Annotated in this window: 16 protein-coding genes and 1 pseudogene; 12 read left to right on the top strand and 5 right to left on the bottom strand. The window is 73.3% G+C overall.

Features of this window, described 5'->3' with window-relative positions; genetic code table 11:
• Positions 1-6: 6 nt before the first annotated feature.
• The gene (locus Q3Y56_RS33510; protein WP_369696746.1) at positions 7-285 is read right to left on the bottom strand and encodes a hypothetical protein; all 279 of its coding nucleotides are present in this window, start codon (positions 283-285) and stop codon (positions 7-9) included.
• 1,069 nt (positions 286-1,354) lie between these two features.
• Here Q3Y56_RS33510 and Q3Y56_RS14085 point away from each other — a divergent pair.
• Entirely contained in the window at positions 1,355-3,244 is a 1,890-nt protein-coding gene (locus tag Q3Y56_RS14085; RefSeq protein ID WP_304462271.1) for a DUF6350 family protein, read from the top strand.
• A gap of 208 nt (positions 3,245-3,452) precedes the next feature.
• On the opposite strand, the pseudogene Q3Y56_RS14080 reads toward Q3Y56_RS14085, so the two are convergent.
• Positions 3,453-4,357 (bottom strand): annotated as a pseudogene (locus tag Q3Y56_RS14080) (hypothetical protein).
• Positions 4,358-4,865: 508 nt separating this feature from the next.
• Between Q3Y56_RS14080 and purN the strand changes: the two are divergent.
• From purN to Q3Y56_RS14060, 4 genes are read left to right on the top strand one after another with little or no spacing between them, the layout of a single operon-like run.
• Positions 4,866-5,519 (top strand): phosphoribosylglycinamide formyltransferase, encoded by a 654-nt coding sequence (gene purN / locus Q3Y56_RS14075; protein WP_304462270.1) that lies wholly within the window; start codon positions 4,866-4,868, stop codon positions 5,517-5,519.
• Between the two features lie 5 nt (positions 5,520-5,524).
• Positions 5,525-7,123 carry a bifunctional phosphoribosylaminoimidazolecarboxamide formyltransferase/IMP cyclohydrolase gene (gene purH / locus Q3Y56_RS14070; protein WP_304465606.1) on the top strand — a complete coding sequence of 533 codons (1,599 nt, stop codon included), beginning with the start codon at positions 5,525-5,527 and terminating at the stop codon, positions 7,121-7,123.
• 42 nt (positions 7,124-7,165) lie between these two features.
• Positions 7,166-8,035 carry a bifunctional methylenetetrahydrofolate dehydrogenase/methenyltetrahydrofolate cyclohydrolase gene (locus Q3Y56_RS14065; protein ID WP_304462269.1) on the top strand — a complete coding sequence of 290 codons (870 nt, stop codon included), beginning with the start codon at positions 7,166-7,168 and terminating at the stop codon, positions 8,033-8,035.
• A gap of 25 nt (positions 8,036-8,060) precedes the next feature.
• Positions 8,061-8,483, top strand: a complete 423-nt coding sequence (locus Q3Y56_RS14060; protein WP_304462268.1) for a DUF3017 domain-containing protein — start codon at positions 8,061-8,063, stop codon at positions 8,481-8,483.
• 71 nt (positions 8,484-8,554) lie between these two features.
• Here Q3Y56_RS14060 and Q3Y56_RS14055 read toward each other — a convergent pair whose 3' ends face one another.
• A complete protein-coding gene (locus Q3Y56_RS14055; RefSeq protein WP_304462267.1) occupies positions 8,555-9,019 on the bottom strand; it encodes a hypothetical protein in 465 nt (154 codons plus the stop codon).
• A gap of 279 nt (positions 9,020-9,298) precedes the next feature.
• Here Q3Y56_RS14055 and Q3Y56_RS14050 point away from each other — a divergent pair, with 279 nt between their 5' ends.
• Positions 9,299-10,351 (top strand): helix-turn-helix transcriptional regulator, encoded by a 1,053-nt coding sequence (locus tag Q3Y56_RS14050; RefSeq protein ID WP_304462266.1) that lies wholly within the window; start codon positions 9,299-9,301, stop codon positions 10,349-10,351.
• Between the two features lie 177 nt (positions 10,352-10,528).
• On the top strand, positions 10,529-11,518 hold the full coding sequence (locus Q3Y56_RS14045) for a malate dehydrogenase (RefSeq protein ID WP_304462265.1): 990 nt from the start codon (positions 10,529-10,531) through the stop codon (positions 11,516-11,518).
• A gap of 171 nt (positions 11,519-11,689) precedes the next feature.
• Here Q3Y56_RS14045 and Q3Y56_RS14040 read toward each other — a convergent pair whose 3' ends face one another.
• The gene (locus tag Q3Y56_RS14040) at positions 11,690-12,460 is read right to left on the bottom strand and encodes a hypothetical protein (RefSeq protein WP_304462264.1); all 771 of its coding nucleotides are present in this window, start codon (positions 12,458-12,460) and stop codon (positions 11,690-11,692) included.
• Positions 12,461-12,687: 227 nt separating this feature from the next.
• Between Q3Y56_RS14040 and Q3Y56_RS14035 the strand changes: the two genes are divergently transcribed.
• From Q3Y56_RS14035 to Q3Y56_RS14015, 5 genes are all read left to right on the top strand, one after another.
• Positions 12,688-14,190, top strand: coding sequence for an aldehyde dehydrogenase family protein (locus Q3Y56_RS14035; protein ID WP_304462263.1), 1,503 nt, complete (start codon positions 12,688-12,690; stop codon positions 14,188-14,190).
• A 150-nt stretch (positions 14,191-14,340) separates the two neighbouring features.
• Entirely contained in the window at positions 14,341-15,882 is a 1,542-nt protein-coding gene (locus Q3Y56_RS14030; protein WP_304462262.1) for a GMC family oxidoreductase, read from the top strand.
• Entirely contained in the window at positions 15,882-17,129 is a 1,248-nt protein-coding gene (locus Q3Y56_RS14025; RefSeq protein ID WP_304462261.1) for a glycine betaine/L-proline ABC transporter ATP-binding protein, read from the top strand. Before Q3Y56_RS14030 ends, Q3Y56_RS14025 begins: the two co-directional genes overlap by 1 nt.
• Positions 17,130-17,379: 250 nt before the next feature.
• A complete protein-coding gene (locus Q3Y56_RS14020; protein WP_304462260.1) occupies positions 17,380-19,416 on the top strand; it encodes a proline/glycine betaine ABC transporter permease in 2,037 nt (678 codons plus the stop codon).
• 1 nt (position 19,417) lies between these two features.
• On the top strand, positions 19,418-20,410 hold the full coding sequence (locus Q3Y56_RS14015) for an ABC transporter substrate-binding protein (RefSeq protein ID WP_304462259.1): 993 nt from the start codon (positions 19,418-19,420) through the stop codon (positions 20,408-20,410).
• A 93-nt stretch (positions 20,411-20,503) separates the two neighbouring features.
• On the opposite strand, the gene Q3Y56_RS14010 is transcribed toward Q3Y56_RS14015, so the two are convergent.
• On the bottom strand, positions 20,504-20,968 hold the full coding sequence (locus Q3Y56_RS14010; RefSeq protein WP_304462258.1) for a hypothetical protein: 465 nt from the start codon (positions 20,966-20,968) through the stop codon (positions 20,504-20,506).
• Positions 20,969-21,084: the final 116 nt, after the last annotated feature.

The following is a 21,084-nucleotide window of genomic DNA, read 5'->3' as shown; positions in this document are numbered from 1 at the left end:
GACCGGTCAGGGGGTCGGGCGGGGGAGAGGGTGCTGCTCCGCGTGCGGGGGGTTGGGGGGCGCGGTCGGTGCCGTCGGCGTAGGGGGTGGCGGCTCCGACGCGGGTTCGCCGGCGTCGGGCGTGATCGCCGTCGCCAGCCATGTTCCCGCCGCGAGCGCGGCCGTGAGCCCGAGCGCCGCCCGCGTCCACCGCCGCGCGGCACGCTCGCCCGCCAGCCGTACGGCCCGCGCCTCCCGCGTACGCATCGGCGGGGGATCCGCCAACTCGGCCAGCCGCTCACGCACGATCGGACTCCTCCCCAGCGCGGCCGCTGGGAGCCTCCAGCGGGCGCCGCCTCCCGTAGCTCCGGCAGCCGCTCGGCGAGTACGTCGTACGCGTGCGTCAGCCGGTTCGCGGTGGCGCGCGTGGTCGCCTCGGACTCGGCGGCGGTCTCGGGGAGGCCGAGGCCCACGCCGTCGTAGAGGAGCAGCGCGCGGCGGTAGGAGCGGGGCAGGCACAGCAGCGCGTCGAACAGCGGCTGCCGTGCCGGCGCGTCGCGCCGGTGCCGTGGCCGCCACGGGGACAGCGCGTACTCGTACGCGGCGGCCCGTATCCAGCCCGCCGGGTCGCCGTCGACGGCCACCTCCGGCCAGTGCTGCCAGGCCCGTCGGAAGGCGCACTCGACCGCGCGCCGGGCGGCGGTCGCAGAGCCCGTGAGCAGGTACGTCTGGTGGGTCAGCGCCGCGGCGTGGCGGGCGTAGAGCGCGTCGAACGCCTCGGCGGGCCCGGCCGGGGCAGCACGGGCGCGGGCGGTGCCGGCCTCGGCATCGGTCCCGGGGCTGGGGGCGACATCGGTCCCGGGGCTCGGGGCGGCGGCTGAGCCGGTCGGCCCTTCGCGCGCCGCCGCCTGCGCCGTCTGAGGGCGCGCCTCCTCGGCGGCCGCGGTCTGTTCGGCCAAGGGCCCGATGACCGCCGCTTCGGTTTCGGCTGACCGGGTGGTCCGTGGCTCCATGTCGGCCGGTTCGCTGATCACCGGCAGAGGGATCGTGTCCTCGTCATCCGGCGACGGAGAGGGAGACGAGGGCGGGGGCGGGGACGGGGGCGAGGAGGGGGACGGGGCGCGTGCGGCACCAGCGGGCGGCCGCCCCGGTCGCCTCCGTGCCGCCGTCCTCGAACCCGCGTGGGGACCACGTCCGTCCGGCCGCCCACCGGGTCTGCCGGCGCGCGTCATATCCCGTGCTCCCCGGCTCGTATCCAGCGTCCCCCGGCCGACCCGCCAACCCGTACAAAAATACGCATAGCTACATATTCGGCGACACGGCGATTATTCGCCCGCTGCGGGGATGAAACGGATGTTCTTGGCAGCATGACCACGTGACCCGGACGACCGACCACAGCCCGTCGCTGTCCTCGCCCGGCCTCCCCGTGGCGGCCCGTGATTCGAGCGCCGTCGGCCAGGCCTTCTTCTGCGGGGCCGTGGCCGCGGGGCTCGGCCTCGGCGTGCTCGCCGTCGCCGTGCTCCTGCTGTGGATCGCCTCGCCGTACCCCGACAGCGGATTCAGCGGCGCGCTCCACCTCGCCGCCGACCTGTGGCTGCTCGCCCACGGCGCCGAACTCGTCCGTACGGAGACGCTGTCCGGCGACCCGGCGCCCATCGGCCTGACGCCGCTGCTGCTCAGCGCCCTGCCGTGCTGGCTGCTCTACCGGGCCGCCCGGCACGCCCTCGAACCGCCCGAGCCGGTCGCCGTCCCCGGAACCACCCCCTCGCCCCCCGCCGAACTCGCCCTGTCGACACCGCCGCTCGTGCCGCGCCGCGCCATCCTCTGGGTGTCCGCCGGATATCTGGTGGTCGGGTTGGCGGCGGTGGTCTACGGGGCGGAGGGCCCGGTGCACGTCGAGCCGTTCGGCGCGCTGCTGCGGCTGCCCGTGGTCACGTTCGCCGTCGCGGCGGTGGGCGCGTGGGCCGGGTGCGGCCGTCCGTACGGGCTGCTGCCCACCGCCGTGCGCGGTGCGCTGGTCCGCGTCCCCGGCGGCGACCAGGTCGCCGCGTGGCGGCCCCCCGCCTGGCTGCCGCGCACCTGCCTGCTCGCCGCCGCCCGCGCCGCGGCGGGCGCGACGCTCGCGGCGGTGGCGGGCGGCGCGCTGCTGACCGCGCTGTCGATGGTGTGCCATGTGGGGCCGATGAGCGGGGCGTTCGCGCAGCTCACCCACGACTGGTCGGGCCGCTTCGCGGTGCTGCTGCTCAGCGTGACGCTGCTGCCGAACGCCGTGGTCTGGGGTACGGCGTACGGGCTGGGGCCGGGGTTCACCGTGGGCGCGGGCAGCGCGTTCGCCCCGCTCGCCGTGACGGACCATCCGGCCCCGCCGAACTTCCCGCTGCTCGCCGCGCTGCCCGGCGCGAACGCCGCGGACGGGACGCTGCACGGCCTGCTCGCGGGGCTGGTGCCGATCGCGGCAGGGGTCTCGGTGGCGGTCTTCGTCGCCCAGGACAGCCACCGCGGCAGCGGCCATACGAGGAGCGGTCGTCCTCGTCCGCACAACGGCCACCGAAGCGGCGGCCAGGGCGGTGGGGCGGCGGGGCGGGGGGCGTGGAGCCTGCGGCGTACGGCGCTGACGGCGGTCCTGGCCGCGGCGGGCTGCGGTGTCGCCATGGCCTTCCTCGCCGGCCTCGCGAGCGGCCCCGTGGGCACCGGGCGGCTGGCGGACTTCGGCCCGAGCTGGTGGGCGGTGGGGCCCGTGGCGGCGGGTTGGACGGCGTTGATCGGGATCCCGGGCGCGCTGTTGGTGCGTTGGTGGCTGAGCATGCGCGCCGCGTCGGCGCGCGCGCGGGAGCGGCGCGCGTCGGGTCAGGGGCGGGCGTCGGGTCAGAGGCGCGGGCGGGGGCGCGTGTGGGACAGCTGCGCGCGGCTGATCACGCTCGGGCGGCGTACGGAGGCGGGCGCGGGGGCGGGCACGGGGGCGGCGGACATGGCCGGCTCCGCCGGTGTCCCGGGTTCCGCGAGCGATCCGGGCTCGGCTCCGGCGCCCGCCGGCTCGGCAGCCGCCGAGCCCCGGACCGCGGCCCTTGCGCCCGCCGGGCCCCCTGCCAGTGGCGGGCCGACGGGCGGCGGCGCCGCGCCCGCCGGACGCCGCCGGCGCCTGTACCGGCGGGACGAGGTCCGCTTGCGGCCACCGGCGGACGACGCGCGCGACGCGGGTCCGCCGGAGCCGACCAGGGCCCCGGTGTTCGTGGAACCGTTCACCGACGAGGACCGGTTCCCGTGACGCCGCGCTGCCGGTCTCTGTTGCCCGTCCCTCCCCCTACGCCCTTGAGGGCGTGGGGGGACCCCCACCTTCCCGAACTGGTGCTCCGCCCCAGGCCCCACGCGGCGGAGCCGCACATCGGTGCCACCACCCGGTCGGCAGTTGAGGATCGGCTGCGCCCGGGGGCCATCCGGGCAGGCGCGGTACGGCCCGGTGGACCCGCGTCGGGTCAGTCGTCCGCGCTCAGCAGCGGGCGGAGGTGCTTCGGCAGGATGTCCTCGCACGCCTGGCGCGACTTCTGCGTCAGCGCGTCGTCCACGCACGAGTAGTAGTCGCTGTAGATCAGTTGGGAGCTGAACGTCGCCGCCACGATCGCGAGCGCGATGCCGCCCGTCACCAGGCCGCTGATCGCCGCCGTCGCCTGCGGCTTCGAGCCGCTGCGGGGGCCGGGAGCGCGGCGCGGGCCGCGTCGGGGGCGGGTGGCGGGGCGTCCACGGCGGCTCCGCCCGGCTGCGCGGCGCGCCGCGGCTTGGCGCGCAGGGAGCTGATGCCCCAGTACGTGGCCAGCGCGCCCAGCAGCAGCGCGATCTCCGGCAGGCTGAACAGCGCGAAGAAGAACGCCCACATACCGGCCAGCAGGGCATAACGGGCCCGCCGCTGGGCCGGGTCCTTCGGGTCCCAGCGCAGTCCGCCGGAGCCGCGCCGGCCGTTCGGGCCGGGGGGACGGCTGCCGCCCGGCCCACCGGAGCCGCCGGACCCACCGGAGCCGCCCCAGCCGCCGTTGCCGAAGCCGCCGCTCTGCCGTCCGGGCTGGCGGCTGCTCCACTGGCTGCCCCAGGTCGGCGGCTGCTGCGGCGGTTGCGGCTGCTGCGGGTCCTGGCCGCCGGAGCCGTCGCTCCCGGGGCCGTGCCCGTTGCCACCCCCGTGTCCGTCTCCCTGTCCGCCGCCGTCGGCTCCCGGGGCCGCGCCCTCGCGGCCGCCCGCCGGGTGGCGTGGCTGCCAGGGCTGGTCCGGGGCGCCCTCGGGCGGCGGGGCGAACGGGTTGTGCTCGTCCTGGCCGCCCCGCGGGGCGGAGGAGGACGGCGACTGCCGCTCCCGCAGCAGCGCTGCGGGCGGCGTGCTGGCGCGCCTCATCGCCACACCCCCGGCGAGGTCGGGGGTCGGTGTGGGGGAGTGAGCCGCGCGGCGGCGTCGGTCCGGCATGTGGAGTGTGTCTTCCCCTTGTGTCGTCGTCCTGCACGTCCTGCACGTCGTGGCGTCGACGTCGTGTCGTCGTCGTGCACCCCCGGGCACGGTACGGGGTCCGGTGGCCGCGCGGTATGCCCGCACGCGATCCGGCACGGGGGCGCGTACGCGACGGCGCGACGCGATCGCGCGTGGACCGGCGTACGCACCTGTACCGGCGTACGGGATCACGCGCGTCCGCGCACCGCTCCTTGACGTGTCGGCGGTCCGCACCGGCTGCCGGTGGGACTGCCTGCCCAGACGCTACCTCTCGCGTCCGCCCCCGTCCCGTGGGGGCCGCGTGAAGTGCCGGTATCGTTGCTGACGGTCGGCGGCTTCGTAGAGTTCCCCGGAATTGAAACCAGCGTCGGCTTGTACGACCACACAAACCGCACCGTCAGCGAGAAAGAGCCCCGCCGTGGCCTCCCCGCCTCCCTCCGTACCTCCGGCCTCCCCGGCTCCGGCCCGCCTCGTCGTCCTCGTCTCCGGCTCGGGCACGAACCTGCAGGCGCTGTTGGACGCCATCGCCGACCAGGGTGCCGCCGGGTACGGCGCGCAGATCGTCGCCGTCGGCGCGGACCGCGACAAGATCGCCGGACTGGAGCGCGCCGAGCGCGCCGGGATCCCCACGTTCGTGTGCCGGGTCAAGGACCACGCCGACCGTGCCGCCTGGGATCGCGCGCTCGCGGAGGCGACCGCCGCGTACGCCCCGGACCTCGTCGTCTCGGCCGGGTTCATGAAGATCGTGGGCCGGGAGTTCCTCGCCCGCTTCGGCGGCCGGTTCGTCAACACCCATCCCGCGCTGCTGCCCAGCTTCCCCGGCGCCCACGGCGTACGCGACGCGCTCGCGTACGGCGCGAAGGTGACCGGCTGCACCGTCCACTTCGTCGACGACGGCGTCGACACCGGCCCGATCATCGCCCAGGGCGTGGTCGAGGTCCGGGACGAGGACGACGAATCCGCGCTGCACGAGCGGATCAAGGAAGTCGAGCGTTCGCTGCTCGTCGATGTCGTAGGGCGTCTGGCCCGCAACAGCTACCGCATTGAGGGACGAAAGGTAATGATCCCGTGACCCCCGTGACCGCCACCCACGCCGAGTCCACCGCCGAGTCCGCCACCCGGCGCCCGATCCGCCGCGCCCTGGTCAGCGTCTACGACAAGACGGGCCTGGAGGAGCTGGCCCGCGGGCTGCACGCGGCGGGCGTCCAGCTCGTCTCGACCGGCTCGACCGCGGCGAGGATCGCCGCCGCCGGAGTCCCGGTCACCAAGGTCGAGGAGCTGACCGGCTTCCCGGAGTGCCTGGACGGCCGGGTCAAGACCCTGCACCCGCGCGTTCACGCGGGCATCCTCGCCGACCAGCGACTGGAGGCGCACCGCGCGCAGCTGGCCGAGCTGGGCGTCGAGCCGTTCGAGCTGGTGGTCGTCAACCTCTACCCGTTCCGGGAGACCGTCGCCTCCGGCGCGAGCCCCGACGACTGCGTCGAGCAGATCGACATCGGCGGCCCGTCGATGGTCCGCGCCGCCGCCAAGAACCACCCGTCCGTGGCGGTCGTCGTCAACCCCGAGCGGTACGGGGACGTCCTGAAGGCGGTCGCCGACGGCGGCTTCGACCTGCCGGCGCGCAAGCGGCTCGCGGCCGAGGCATTCCGGCACACCGCGGCGTACGACGTGGCCGTGGCGAACTGGTTCGCGGTCGGCTACGGCGCCGACGAGGACGACACCACGGGCTTCCCGGAGTTCCTGGGCGCCACCTTCCAGCGTTCCAACGTGCTGCGGTACGGCGAGAACCCGCACCAGCCCGCCGCCCTCTTCACCGCCGAGGGCGCCCCGTGCGGCCTCGCCGGCGCCGAGCAGCTGCACGGCAAGGAGATGTCGTACAACAACTACGTCGACACCGAGGCCGCGCGCCGGGCGGCGTACGACCACGACAAGCCCTGCGTCGCGATCATCAAGCACGCCAACCCCTGCGGCATCGCGGTCGGCGCGGACGTCGGCGAGGCCCACCGCAAGGCGCACGCCTGCGACCCGCTGTCGGCCTTCGGCGGCGTCATCGCCGTCAACCGGCCCGTGACGGTGGAAATGGCCGAGCAGGTCGCCGAGATCTTCACCGAGGTCATCATCGCGCCGTACTACGAAGAGGGCGCGGTCGAGGTGCTCTCCCGCAAGAAGAACATCCGCGTGCTGCGCGTCCCGGACGCCCCCGCCCAGGAGCAGGAGATCCGCCCCATCGACGGCGGCGTGCTGCTCCAGACCCGGGACCGGCTCCAGGCGGACGGCGACGCCCCGGCCAACTGGACCCTGGCCACGGGCGAGCCGCTGGACGCCGACGAGCTGGCCGAGCTGGCGTTCGCCTGGCGCGCCTGCCGCGCGGTGAAGTCCAACGCGATCCTGCTCGCGAAGGACGGGGCGACCGTCGGCGTGGGCATGGGCCAGGTCAACCGCGTCGACTCGGCCCGGCTGGCGGTGCAGCGCGCGGGCGAGGAGCGGGCGCAGGGCTCGTACGCCGCCTCCGACGCCTTCTTCCCCTTCCCCGACGGGCTGGAGGTGCTGACGGCCGCGGGCGTCAAGGCCGTGGTGCAGCCGGGCGGATCGGTCCGTGACGAGCAGGTGGTGGAGGCCGCGAAGGCGGCGGGCGTGACGATGTACTTCACGGGCACGCGCCACTTCTTCCACTGACCTGATGGACACCGACATCCCGGCATCCGGGAGGATGGACCTATGACCGCCCAGATTCTTGACGGCAAGGCCACCGCGGCCGCGATCAAAGCCGACCTCGCCACCCGTGTCGAGGTCCTGAAGGCGAAGGGCGTCACGCCCGGCCTGGGGACGCTGCTGGTGGGCGACGACGTCGGCAGCCAGAAGTACGTGGCCGGGAAGCACCGCGACTGCGCCCAGGTCGGCATCGCCTCGATCCAGCGCGAGCTGCCCGCCACCGCCACCCAGGAGGAGATCGAGGCGGTCGTCCGGGAGCTGAACGAGGACCCGGAGTGCACCGGGTACATCGTCCAGCTGCCGCTGCCCAAGGGCATCGACGAGAACCGCGTCCTGGAGCTGATGGACCCCGCCAAGGACGCGGACGGCCTGCACCCGATGAACCTCGGCCGCCTGGTCCTGGGCGAGCCGGCTCCGCTGCCCTGCACCCCGTACGGCATCGTCACGCTGCTGCGCGAGCACGGCGTGGAGATCGCGGGCGCAGAGGTGGTGGTGGTCGGGCGCGGCGTCACGATCGGCCGCCCGATGCCGCTGCTGCTCACCCGCCGTTCCGAGAACGCGACCGTGACCCAGTGCCACACCGGCACCCGCGACCTGGCCGCGCACCTGCGGCGGGCGGACATCATCGTGGCCGCGGCGGGCGTGCCGCACCTGGTCAAGCCCGAGGACGTCAAGCCGGGCGCGGCCGTCCTGGACGTCGGTGTCTCGCGCGACGCCAACGGCAAGATCGTCGGTGACGTGCACCCCGGCGTCGCCGAGATCGCGGGCTGGCTCTCGCCGAACCCCGGCGGCGTCGGCCCGATGACCCGCGCCCAGCTGCTCGTCAACGTGGTGGAGGCCGCCGAGCGCGCCGCCGGGATCGGCGATGTCGGCTGAGGCGGGTGTGACGACGGAGGGCCTGATGGCTGCCGCATCGCGGAAACCGGCTCCCGAACCGCGGAAGTCGCGTCGCTTCCCGCTGATCACGCGGGACACGGCGCGGCCGGAGGGCGGCGGCCGGGCCGCGCCGGGCGACGCCCCCGCCCCCGTACGGCAGTGGCCGCTGCTGACGGTGATGGCCGGGGTGGGCCTCGGGCTGCTGATCGTCGCCCTCGACGCGTTCCGCGCCGGAACGATCGTCATCGGGCTCTCGCTGCTGCTGGGCGCCGCTCTGCGCTGGACGCTGCCCGATGTCGGCATGCTGGCGGTTCGGTCGCGCTTCACCGATCTGCTGACCTACGGCGGGCTGGGGTTCGCGATCGTGATGCTGGCGATGATGGCCCAGCCGGATCCGTGGCTGGAGGTCCCGTTCCTGGAGGACGTGGTCCACTTCACGGTGCGGTGACCCGCGCCCCACGCGCATGACGGCGGCCCGTCCCCTCCCCCGTGGAGAGGACGGGCCGCCGTCGTGCGTGATCAGCCGCGGTAGTACGTGGTCACCCGCGCGCCCTGGTCACCCTCGACGCGGACGCGCAGCTTGTGGTTCACGTTCACGCGCGCCTCGGCGATCATCGAGCGGTTGGGGTTGCAGTACGTCCAGCCACTGCTGCCGACCCACCGCTGGTCCGCGACGTCCCAGATGCGCACCCGCATCTTCTCCCGGGTGTTCCAGCACCGCAGGACCGCGCGGGTCGTGGAGGTGGGCGTCCGGTACCGGTTGGAGGTCCACTTCCCGTTGCCGTTGATCAGTTCCGCCTGGCTGATGTCGTGAGGTCCCCAGAGCCGGTGCCAGGCCCGTGCATCGGCATCGCCCTGGGGCGCGGTGGCCGCGGTGGTACGGGCAGGCGCTTCGGCGGCCTGCGCGGCCGGGGCCGCCAGGGCGAGCCCGGATCCGAGCGCCACCGTGGCTGTCGCGAGCGCGAGGCTCTTACGGGTCTTCATCGATGGGTTTCCTTCCTCCTGATTCGTGGACCGGGCGGCGCGAGCGGTGCGCCGCCCGGCTTGCCCTGCCGAGACTGCGCGTCGCGCCGCCCGGCCGGCCACCGGCGGCGGGCAGCGTGGGACATTGTGGGACGTCCCGCCCTCTGGCCTGCGGGAATGCCCATGGCGTCAGGCCCGTTCGGGGACGGGAGTGGGACGTCGGCTGACCGGAGCGGAACCCTCCGCGACGGTGGTCCGTCTTGTGCACGGGGAAACACGCGGCCACACGGGGGTGGAACAGTGGCGCGATGGACAGCACTGTCCGGGGAACTGCCGTCCGAAGTACGGCACTTGGTCGAACAGCTGCGACGGCTCAAGGACCGCACCGGCCTCAGCCTCGTGGCGCTCGCGGACAAGACCGCGTACAGCAAGTCGTCATGGCAGCGGTACCTCAACGGGCAGAAGATGCCGCCCCGGCAGGCGGTGCTCGCGCTGGGCACGGTGGCAGGCGCGGACCCGCGGCGGCTCACGGTGCTGTGGGAACTGGCGGACGCGGCGTGGCTACGTGACGAGCCGTGCACCGGCGAAGGGGAGCGGGCGCGGGACAGGGAGGCGCCGGAGCCACCGGGCGCCGCTGCCGAGCCACCGCCTGCCGAGGCGGCCGAGGCGCCACCTGCCGAGGCGCCTGCAGAGGCACCGCGGGACGTCCCGGGCGACGGGCCGGCGCCTGCGCCCGCGCCCGCGCGGCGATGGGGGCGGTTGACGGCCGTGCTGCTGGCCGGCGTCGGCGTGCTCGCCGCCGTGGGGGGTGCGGCCGCCGCCTTCGGGGACCGGGACCGGGACCGCACCGAGGAGGTCAAGCGCTGCCGGGCAGTGGAGTGTTCGAACCGCGACCCCGCCGCATACGACTGCCACGACGACCGCAAGCGGCTGACGCAGGCGAGGGTGCGCCAGGTGGGGTTACGCATCTGGTACAGCGCGCGCTGCCACGCCGCGTGGGGCGAGATGGAGGCCGAGGAGGAGGCCCAGGCCATGTCCTTGTTCATCGAGTCGGAGCACGGCAGCGCGCGGACGCTGCCCGCGACGGACGGCGTCGTCCGCACGATGATGCTGGCGACCGCCTTGCCGGACCGGGTGCGGCTCGTCGCCGCGATCGCCGGAGGCGACGCCGTGCTTCTGGGGTCCGGGGAGCAGGACTTCCTGCCGACCCGCGACGCCGGAGGCGGAGAACCGGTCAACCGTTCTGGCCGAAACTATCCCCCGATTGGGGGGCATGCGCCGGCGGATTCGGGGCAGGCGCAGCCCGACCCCCCACGGGTGCCGCCAGGCGGCCGTCTGCGCTCCCCCTCCTAGCGAGCAGACGGCCGCCGTCTGCGTGATACGCCCCCGAGCGGGCACCCGTACGAACGCGGCGCGGTGAGCAGGGACACAGAGGGGCGGCGGGGCTCCGGTGCGTCAGGGTCGGATAGCCTGACGCCCGGTATCTCGACACCAAGAGATCGATCAGAAAACACAGCGCAGGAGACCGCCATGACCCGCACTCCCGTTAATGTCACCGTCACCGGCGCCGCCGGCCAGATCGGCTACGCGCTGCTCTTCCGCATCGCCTCCGGTCACCTTCTCGGCGCGGACGTGCCGGTCAAGCTGCGCCTGCTGGAGATCCCACAGGGTCTCAAGGCCGCCGAGGGCACCGCGATGGAACTGGACGACTGCGCGTTCCCGCTGCTGCGCGGCATCGACATCTCCGACGACCCGAACGTGGCCTTCGACGGTGCCAACGTGGCGCTGCTGGTCGGCGCCCGCCCGCGCACCAAGGGCATGGAGCGCGGTGACCTGCTGGAGGCCAACGGCGGCATCTTCAAGCCGCAGGGCAAGGCCATCAACGACCACGCCGCGGACGACATCAAGGTCCTGGTGGTCGGCAACCCGGCCAACACCAACGCGCTCATCGCGCAGGCCGCCGCGCCGGACGTACCGGCCGAGCGCTTCACCGCGATGACCCGCCTGGACCACAACCGCGCCATCTCGCAGCTCGCGCAGAAGACCGGCGCCCCGGTCTCCGAGATCAAGAAGCTGACGATCTGGGGCAACCACTCCGCGACGCAGTACCCGGACATCTTCCACGCCGAGGTCGCGGGCAAGAACGCCGCCGAGGTGGTGGGCGACCAGCAGTGGCTGGCCGACACCTTCATCCCGACCGTCGCCAAGCGCGGCGCCGCGATCATCGAGGCGCGTGGCGCGTCCTCGGCCGCCTCCGCCGCCAACGCCGCCATCGACCACGTCCACACCTGGGTGAACGGCACCGCCGAGGGCGACTGGACCTCGATGGGCATCCCGTCGGACGGCTCCTACGGCGTTCCGCAGGGCCTCATCTCCTCCTTCCCGGTCACCTGCAAGGACGGCAAGTACGAGATCGTCCAGGGCCTGGAGATCAACGACTTCTCCCAGGCCCGCATCGACGCGTCGGTGAAGGAGCTGGAGGAGGAGCGCGAGGCCGTGCGCGGCCTCGGCCTCATCTGACGGCCGCACCGTCCAGGAGCCGTAGCAGCTCCCGTAGCCGCACCGCTTCGACAGCCGTACCAAAGCGAAGGGCCGTGACCCGGATCTGATCCGGGTCACGGCCCTTGTGCCGTTTCCGACGTGGGGGGTGGGGACGCCCGTCGGGCGTGTGCGGGCCCGGAGGCCCTCAGGTCAGCCGGACGACTTCGCCAGCTCGTCCATGTCGATGGTCTCCATCTCCGGCGGGGTCTGGGTCCCGACCGGCTTCTCGAAGTCCGACAGCGTGCTGGTCGACGCGTCGGCCCCGGTCTTCACGATCTTCACCGGGTAGGGCTTGCCCTCCAGCGCGACGCTGAGCGTGATCGGCTCGCCGGAGCGGTTCTTGCCGCTGACCGGGATGACCTGGTGGCCGTCCAGCGTGGTGACGGCGCCCTTGGTGAAGGTCTTGTTCGACTCGCTGCTCCCGCCCGCGCTCGCCTGCAGGCCCTTGAGGTCGCACACGGCGGTCATGTCCTTGAGGTCCTTGTCGGCCGTGGTGGTGCCGTACATCCACTTGCCGTGGAGGAGCTTCTGGACCTCCTTGTCGTCGCCGAAGATCGACTTCATGGCCTGCTCGTCGGGCTTCATCCACACCTTGTCGCCGAGCTTGACGAGCTCGAACGCGCCCTCGGCCGTGGTCATCGAGCCGCGGCAGTCGCCCTTGGTGTCCATGATCATGTTCATGTTCATGGCGGCGCCCTCGTCCTTGCCGCTGACGTTGATCCGCATGGACGTAGCGCTCGTGAGCTCGTTCTTCGCCTTGTCGGCGATCTCCGGGCCGGTCAGCTTCTCCACGCCGTTGGTGGCCGGCGCCGGCGGCTTGGTGGGCTTGTCGTCCTTCTTGTCGTCACCGCCGCAGCCGGTGAGACCCATCGCCATGGCCGCACACGCGGCCAGGGCCCACGCCCCGTACTTCTTCGTCATCGGACGCCCTACCCCTTGATCAAAAAATGCTTACTTACTGGCTCTTTACCTTACTTTCCGCGGGTGAGTCTGCCTGCGCCCGGTCGCGTATCCAGTGATGCGGGCCACATTCCCGCATGAATGACGCATACAAATCGACCTCCCGGTTAGGCGACCCCAGTCGTTGGTGTGTGACCAGCGAGAAGAACGACGGGCGAAGGGCCCGCGAACCGGAAGGCAGAGCACCAGTGTCGGCAGTCGAGACCATTCATGTGGACGGGGCGTGGCGAGCGGCCGCGTCCGGCGCGCAGCGGGAGGTCCTCGACCCCGCCGACGCCACCACACTCGCCCTAGTCGCCGAGGGCGGCACCGAGGAGACCGACGCGGCCGTGGCCGCCGCGCGCCGCGCCTTCGACAGCGGCCCCTGGCCCCGTACGCCCGTCGCCGAGCGCGCCGCGCTGCTCCGCCGCGTCGCCGAGCTGCTCCAGCGCGACCGCGAGGAGATCGCGCTGGTCGAGAGCCGCGACACCGGCAAGACCCTGGAAGAGGGGCGCACCGACGTCGACTGCGTGACCGACGCCTTCCGCTACTTCGCCGACCTCGTCGTCAACGAGTCCGGCGGCCGCGTCGTGGACGCGGGCAGCCCCGACATCCACAGCGTCGTCGTCCACGAGCCGGTCGGCGTGTGCGCGATGATCACGCCCTGGAACTACCCGCTGCTCCAGGCCAGTTGGAAGATCGCCCCCGCTCTGGCGGCCGGCAACACCTTCGTGATCAAGCCCAGCGAGGTCACGCCGCTCTCCACCGTCGAGCTGATGAAGCTGCTGGTGGAGGCCGGGCTTCCGGCGGGCGTCGGCAACCTGGTGACCGGCGCCGGCGACCCCGTGGGCGCCCGGCTGGCCGAGCACCCGGACGTGGACCTGGTCTCCTTCACCGGCGGCCTCGCCAGCGGTACGAAGGTGATGAAGGCCGCCGCCGACAGCGTCAAGAAGGTCGCCCTGGAGCTGGGCGGCAAGAACCCCAACGTCGTCTTCGCCGACGCCTGTGCCACCGACGAGGGCTTCGACACCGCCGTCGACCAGGCGCTGAACGCCGCCTTCATCCACAGCGGCCAGGTCTGCTCGGCCGGTTCCCGGCTCATCGTCGAGGAGTCCGTCGCCGACCGCTTCGTGGCCGAGCTCGCCCGCCGCGCCGAGCGGATCCGGCTCGGCCGCGGCACCGAGAAGGGCGTGGAGTGCGGCCCGCTGGTGTCGGCGGCGCAGTTGGAGAAGACGGAGGGCTACGTGGCCTCCGCGCTCGCCGAGGGCGCCCGGCTGCGCTGCGGCGGCCGGCGGCCCGCCCCGTCCGCCGAGCGCCCCGCCTCCGGCTACTTCTACCAGCCGACCGTCATAGAGGGCTGCCACCGCGAGATGCGGGTCGTCCGGGAGGAGACGTTCGGCCCGATCCTGACCGTGGAGACCTTCCGTACGGAGGACGAGGCGGTCGAGCTGGCCAACGACACCGAGTACGGGCTGGCGGGCGCCGTCTGGTCCGCCGACACCGCCCGCGCCCGCCGGATCGCCGCCCGGCTGCGGCACGGCACCGTATGGATCAACGACTTCCACCCCTACCTCCCGCAGGCGGAGTGGGGCGGCTTCGGCAAGTCCGGCATCGGGCGCGAGCTGGGCCCCACCGGCCTGGCCGAGTACCGCGAGTCCAAGCACGTCTACGAGAACCTGCGGCCCCGGCCGGTCCGCTGGTTCGCGGGCTGAGCGGAGACCGGCCCGGCGCCCCCCCGAGCCTGGAACCGGCTCCCCCTCCGGCCCGACGCGTCCCCCTGACGCAAGCCCCCTTAGGCAAGCCCCCTTACGCAAACCCCATTACGCGACGCACCTTTGCACCACCGACAGGAGTACCTCCCCATGTCCCAGTACGACTACGTCGTCATCGGCGGCGGCACCGCGGGTTCGGTGATCGCCTCCCGGCTCACCGAGAACCCGGACACCACGGTCGCCGTCATCGAGGGCGGCCCGTCCGACATCGACCGCGAGGACGTCCTCACCCTGCGCCGCTGGCTGGGTCTGCTGGGCGGTGACCTCGACTACGGATACACGACGGTCGAGCAGCCGCAGGGCAACTCGCACATCCTGCACAGCCGCGCCAAGGTGCTCGGCGGCTGCTCCTCCCACAACACCCTGATCGCCTTCAAGCCGCTGCCCTCCGACTGGGACGAGTGGGAGGCCGAGGGCGCCACCGGCTGGGGCGCGGCCGCCATGGAGCCGTACTTCGGCAAGCTCCGCAACAACATCGTGCGGGTCGCCGAGAAGGACCAGAACGCCATCGCCAAGGACTGGATCGACGCGGTCAAGTCCTCCCTCGACATCCCCGAGGTGATCGGCTTCAACGACGAGCCGTTCCACGAGGGCGTCGGCTTCCTCGACCTCGCCTACCACCCCGAGAACAACAAGCGCTCCTCCGCGTCCGTCGCCTACCTCCACCCGCACATGGAGGCCGGGGACCGGCCGAACCTGGAGCTGTTCCTGGAGACGTGGGCGTACAAGCTGGAGCTGGACGGGAAGCGCGCCACCGGCGTGCACGTCCGGACCAAGGACGGCCAGGAGCGGCTGATCTCGGCCCGGCGCGAGGTGCTGGTCTGCGCCGGCGCGATCGACTCGCCGCGGCTGCTGCTGCTCTCCGGCATCGGCCCGCGGAAGGACCTGGAGGAGCTGGGGATCCCGGTCGCGCACGACCTGCCGGGCGTCGGCGAGAACCTCCAGGACCACCCCGAGTCGGTGATCGTGTGGGAGACCAACGGGCCGCTGCCGGAGAACTCCGCGATGGACTCCGACGCGGCGCTGTTCGTCCGGCGGGACGAGGCGCAGGACGCGCCCGACCTGATGTTCCACTTCTACCAGATCCCGTTCACCGACAACCCCGAGCGGCTGGGCTACGAACGGCCCGAGCACGGCGTGTCGATGACCCCCAACATCCCCAAGTCCCGCGCCCGCGGGCGGCTCTACCTCACCTCCGCCGACCCGGAGGCCCACCCCGCCCTCGACTTCCGCTACTTCACCGACGAGGACGGCTACGACGCGCGGACCCTGGTCGACGGCGTCAGGATCGCCCGTGAGATCGCGCGGACCGAGCCGTTCGCCAAGTGGCTCAAGCGCGAGGTCTTCCCCGGCCCGGACGTCACGGACGACGAGCGCCTGAGCGAGCTGTTGCGGAAGGCGCACCACACCGTCTACCACCCGGCGGGCACCTGCAAGATGGGCGCCGAGGACGACCGAATGGCCGTGGTCGACCCCGAGTTGAAGGTCCGGGGCCTGGACGGGATCCGCGTCGTCGACGCCTCCGTCTTCCCGACGATCCCCGCGGTCAACCCGATGATCGGCGTGCTGATGGTGGGGGAGAAGGCCGCCGAGTTGCTCGCCGAAGCCACCAACCAAGGAGGTGAGGCGTGATGAACGCCGACCCCAAGGCCGCATCCGCCACGTCCGCGAACGAGACCACCGCCGCGTCCGCCACGAAGGCCGCCGCCGCGTCTGCCACGAAGACCGCCGCCGAGGCCGCCGCCGCGTCCGCCGCCGAGGCCGCCGCCGCGTCCGCCACCGAGGCCGCCGCTGCGTCCGCCACGGAGGCCGCCGCTGCGTCTGTCACCGAGGCCGCCGCCGGCGAGCCCGTCTTCTCCGTCCGCAACCTGTGGAAGGTCTTCGGTCCCAAGGCGGACCGCGTCCCCGGCAGTGCCGAGGCGGAGCTCTCCCCGGCCGAACTGCGCGAGCGCACCGGCTGCACCGCCGCCGTCCGGGACGTCTCCTTCGACGTACGGCAGGGTGAGGTCTTCGTCGTCATGGGCCTGTCCGGCTCCGGCAAGTCCACCCTCGTCCGCTGCCTGACCCGCCTCATCGAGCCGACCTCCGGCAGCCTGGAGATCGACGGCGAGGACGTGCTCGGCATGGACAAGAACCGGCTGCGCGACCTGCGCCGCCACCGGGCCGCCATGGTCTTCCAGCACTTCGGCCTGCTGCCGCACCGCACCGTCCTCGACAACGTCGCCTACGGCCTGGAGATCCAGGGCGTGGCCAAGGCCGAACGCCGCGCCAAGGCCGCCGAGATGGTGGACAAGGTCGGCCTCGCCGGACTGGAGCACCGCCGCCCCGGCCAGCTCTCCGGCGGCCAGCAGCAGCGCGTCGGCCTGGCCCGCGCGCTCGCCGCCGACCCCGAAGTGCTGCTGTTCGACGAGCCGTTCAGCGCCCTCGACCCGCTGATCCGGCGCGACATGCAGGAGGAGGTCATCCGCCTGCACCACGACGAGGGCCGCACCATGGTCTTCATCACGCACGACCTGAACGAGGCCCTGCGCCTCGGCGACCGCATCGCGCTGATGCGCGACGGCCGGATCGTGCAGCTCGGCACGCCCGAGGAGATCGTCGGCTCCCCGGCCGACGACTACGTACGGGACTTCGTCCGCGACGTGCCGCGCGAGCAGGTCATGACGGTGCGCACCGCCATGCGCGCCGGGGACTGCGGCGGCCAGGAGCACCCCGGCGCCCTCGCCCCCGACACGGCCGTCGTCGACGCCATCGAGACCGTCGCCCACATCGGCAGCGCGGCCTGCGTCATCGAGGACGGCCGCTGCCTGGGGGTGGTCGACCACGAGTGCCTGCTCGCCGTGGTCGCGGGCCTGCCCCGGGAGGAGGTGGCCGCGTGACCCCCGCCCTTCGGCACCGGCACGAACGGTGCGCCCCCGGCCGCCGCACGACGGCGGCCCGCCATGCGGCGCGTGTCAGACGGCTGACCGCCACCGACGCCGGCACGGCGCGTACGGCTGTCGCGCCGCGCGGCGGCGCCGCGCGTCCGGAGGCCGCGCGCCCTGAGCGTCACGCCGCGCGTATGCGACGACTCCGCGCGCTCATGGGCGGCCCCCGACGGGCCGCGCACCCCGGCCTGGGGAGGACCGCATGAGTACGGCCACCACCCCGACCCTGCCCGAGCCGACCCGCGACAGCGGCGCGGACCCGGGCGCCAAGCAGGCCGCCGCTGCCGCGCCCGCCCCGGCCGCCGGCTCTCCGCTGGCCGCCTTCCGGGCGCGCCCCGCGCTCGGCAAGCTGGCCGTCCTCGCGCTGCTCGCGGCCGTACTCATACCCCTCGCACACGCCAAGTGGGCCAGCGGTACGTGGCCGGACGCGCTGACCGTCGACCTGTCCGAGCCGCTCGGCGACGCCAGCGACTGGATCATCGACAACCGCGACACCCACCCGCTCTTCGTCTACTTCTTCGGCCACATCAGCAACGCGATCATCGTCTGCGTCCGCGCCGTCTACGTCGTGCTGCTGGCCCTCGGCTGGGCCGGGACCACGGCCGCGGCCACCCTGCTCGCCTGGCGCGTCGCGGGGGTGCGCGTCGCCGTCACCGCCGCGGCCTCCTTCGCCGTGTGCGGGCTGCTGGGCATGTGGGTGCCGACGATGCAGACGCTGGCGCTGATGGTCGTCGCCGTCACCGCCTCGGTCGTCATCGGCGGACTGCTCGGCCTCGCGGGCGGGCTGTCGGACCGTACGCACCGGGCGCTGCGGCCGATCCTGGACACCATGCAGGTGCTGCCCGCCTTCTCCTACCTCCTGCCGGTCGTCATGATCTTCGGGATGGGCGTGCCCGGCGCGGTGCTGGCGACCGTGGTCTACTCGGCTCCGCCGATGGCCCGGCTCACTGCGCTCGGACTGCGGCAGGCGGACGCCGGCGTGCTGGAGGCCGTGGCCTCGCTCGGCGCCACCGGGCGGCAGCGGCTGCTGTCCGCGCGGCTGCCGCTGGCCCGCAAGGAGATCCTGCTCGGCGTCAACCAGGCGATCATGATGGCGCTCTCCATGGCCGTCATCGCCTCGATGATCGGCGGCGGCGGTCTGGGTGACCGCGTCTACCAGGCGCTGTCCACCGTCGACGTCGGCAAGGCGCTGGCCGCGGGCATCCCGATCGTGCTGCTCGCGATCGTCCTGGACCGTACGACGGCGGCGGCCGGCGAGCGCGCCGGGGCCGAACCCACCGGCCCCCGCCTGCTGCGCGGCTGGCCCGCCTGGGCCGCGGCCGCCGCCGGCACCGCGGCGGTGGCCCTCGTCGGCCGCGCCATGGACGCCCTGACCTGGCCGGGCGGCTGGACCGTCGCCATCGTCGAGCCCGTCAACGACGCCAAGGAGTGGATGGTCGACCACCTGTACTCCGGGGTGCCCGTCGTCGGCGGCACCGCCGACTGGGCCTCGCGCTACGTCCGCTGGGTCCTCGACCCGCTGCGTGACGGCCTGTTGGCCCTGCCGTGGTGGTCGGTGCTGCTGATCGTCGCCGCCCTGGCCTGGCTCATCGGCACCTGGGGCACCGCCCTGACCGCCACCCTCGCCATGGCCGCGATCGGCGTGCTCGGCGTGTGGGAGCCGTCCATGGACACCCTCTCCCAGGTGCTGGCGGCCCTCGCCGTCACCCTCGTCCTCGGCTTCGCCATCGGCGTCGCGGCGGCCCGCAGCCCCCGCCTGGAACGGCTGCTCCGCCCCGTCCTGGACGTCTTCCAGACGATGCCGCAGTTCGTGTACCTGATCCCGGTGGTCGCCCTGTTCGGCGTCGGCCGGGCCCCGGCGGCGGCCGCGGCCATCGTCTACGCCCTGCCCGCCGTCATCCGCATCACCACCCAGGGGCTGCGGCAGGTCGACCCGGCAGCACTGGAGTCCGCGCGCTCCCTCGGCGCCACGCCGCGCCAGCAGCTGTGGCAGGTCCAGCTCCCGCTGGCCCGCCCCGCGCTGCTGCTCGCCGTCAACCAGGGCGTCGTCCTGGTCCTCGCCGTCGTCGTCATCGGCAGCCTGGTCGGCTCCGGCGCGCTCGGCTACCAGGTCCTCGCCGGCCTGGCCCAGGGCGACCCGGCCACCGGCATGGTCGCGGGCGTCGCGATCGTCTGCCTGGGACTGATGCTCGACCGGGTGACGCAGCCGACGGCGCGCCGCTCACGGAAGGGGGCCTGACATGGCCCGTATGCACATGCGCAGAACGATGACCGCGGCGGCGGCCACCGCCGCCGCGGCCCTCCTCGCCGTCACCGCCACCGGCTGCGGCAAGGCCGACATGTCCAAGCAGTCCTCGCCGTACGCGAACGTGGACGGCGCGAACACGGTCACGCTCTCCGTCCAGTCCTGGGTCGGCGCGCAGGCCAACGTCGCCGTCGCCCAGTACCTGCTCGAACACGAGCTGGACTACCGCGTCGACACCGTCCAGGTCGACGAGATCCCGGCGTGGGACGCGCTCAGCCAGGGCCGGGTGGACGCCCTGCTGGAGGACTGGGGCCACCCGGAGCAGGAACAGCGGTACGTCAAGGACAAGAAGACCATCGCGAACGTCGGGGACCTCGGCGTCACCGGCCACATCGGCTGGTACGTACCGAAGTACTTCGCCGACGCGCACCCCGACGTCACCGACTGGAAGAACCTCAACAAGTACGCCGACCAGTTCCGCACCTCCGAGAGCGGCGACAAGGGCCAGCTCATGGACGGCTCGCCGTCGTACATCACCAACGACAACGCGCTGGTGAAGAACCTCGACCTGGACTACAAGGTGGTCTTCGCGGGGTCGGAGGCGGCGCAGATCACCCAGATCAAGCAGTTCGCCAAGAAGAAGAAGCCGTTCCTCACCTACTGGTACGAGCCGCAGTGGCTCTTCAACGAAGTGCCGATGGTCGAGGTGAAGCTGCCGAAGTACACGGACGAGTGCGCGGAGAAGGGCGCGGAGGATCCCAAGACGGTCGACTGCGCCTACCCCACGACGCCGCTGCAGAAGCACCTCAACGCGGATTTCGCGAAGAACGGCGGCAAGGCGGCGAAGTTCCTGAAGAACTTCCGCTGGACGAAGGAGAGCCAGAACGAGGTCTCGGAGCTGATCGCGTCGGACGGGATGGCACCGGAGGACGCGGCGGAGAAGTGGGTGAAGGAGAACCCGGAGGTCTGGAAGAAGTGGATCCCCTGACGCCCCTGAGATGAAAAGCCGCGGCAGCGGCGGCCGGTGGTGCCTTCCTCACCACGGGCCGCCGCTGCCGCCTTTTCCGCTCTGCCGCACCCTCTACCGAACGGCCGCCCAACCGGCGGCGCGGCTCTCGAACTCGCCGTCTCCGGCCGCCCGGTGCCGGTGCGGGTGCGGGCAGGGGTAGTCGGGTCGTACGCGGTGGGGGCAGGCGATGAGGTTCAGGGAGAGGAACCGGCCGCCGGTGAGCCACCAGCCGCCGACGATGTCGTTTCCGGCGGTGAGGCTGCGGATGATCTCGGCACGTCCGGGGGCAGGCCCGTAGCTGCCGGTGACGGCATCGGCGTACTGGGCGATCTGGGCGTCGTACCAGTCGGCGGCGGGCTCGGGGGCGAAGGTCCCCGCGATGCGGGTGGCGGGTTTGAGGAGCCAGTGGGCGCACTCCAGGGGTGGCGCGTCGGCGGTACGGAACTCGGGGTGCACGGGCCGTCGGGGCCCGTCTTTGAGGAGGGCGCGTCCGTTGCCGACCCAGAGGTAGGCGTGGTGGTGCGGCGTACGTGTCATGGCGGATCCTCGATCGCAGGCGGTCCCCGCCCCCGGGGCGGGGACCGTTGTGTCCGTCTGCTGTCAGTGGCGACCGCATCCGTCGCCGTCACCGCAGCCGCCGGACTGGCCGCCGC

Origin of the sequence: Streptomyces sp. XD-27 (assembly GCF_030553055.1) — a bacterium.
Lineage (GTDB): Bacteria > Actinomycetota > Actinomycetes > Streptomycetales > Streptomycetaceae > Streptomyces.
Note: the sequence above shows the minus strand (reverse complement) of the source record. Positions and strands in the feature narration are given on the sequence as shown.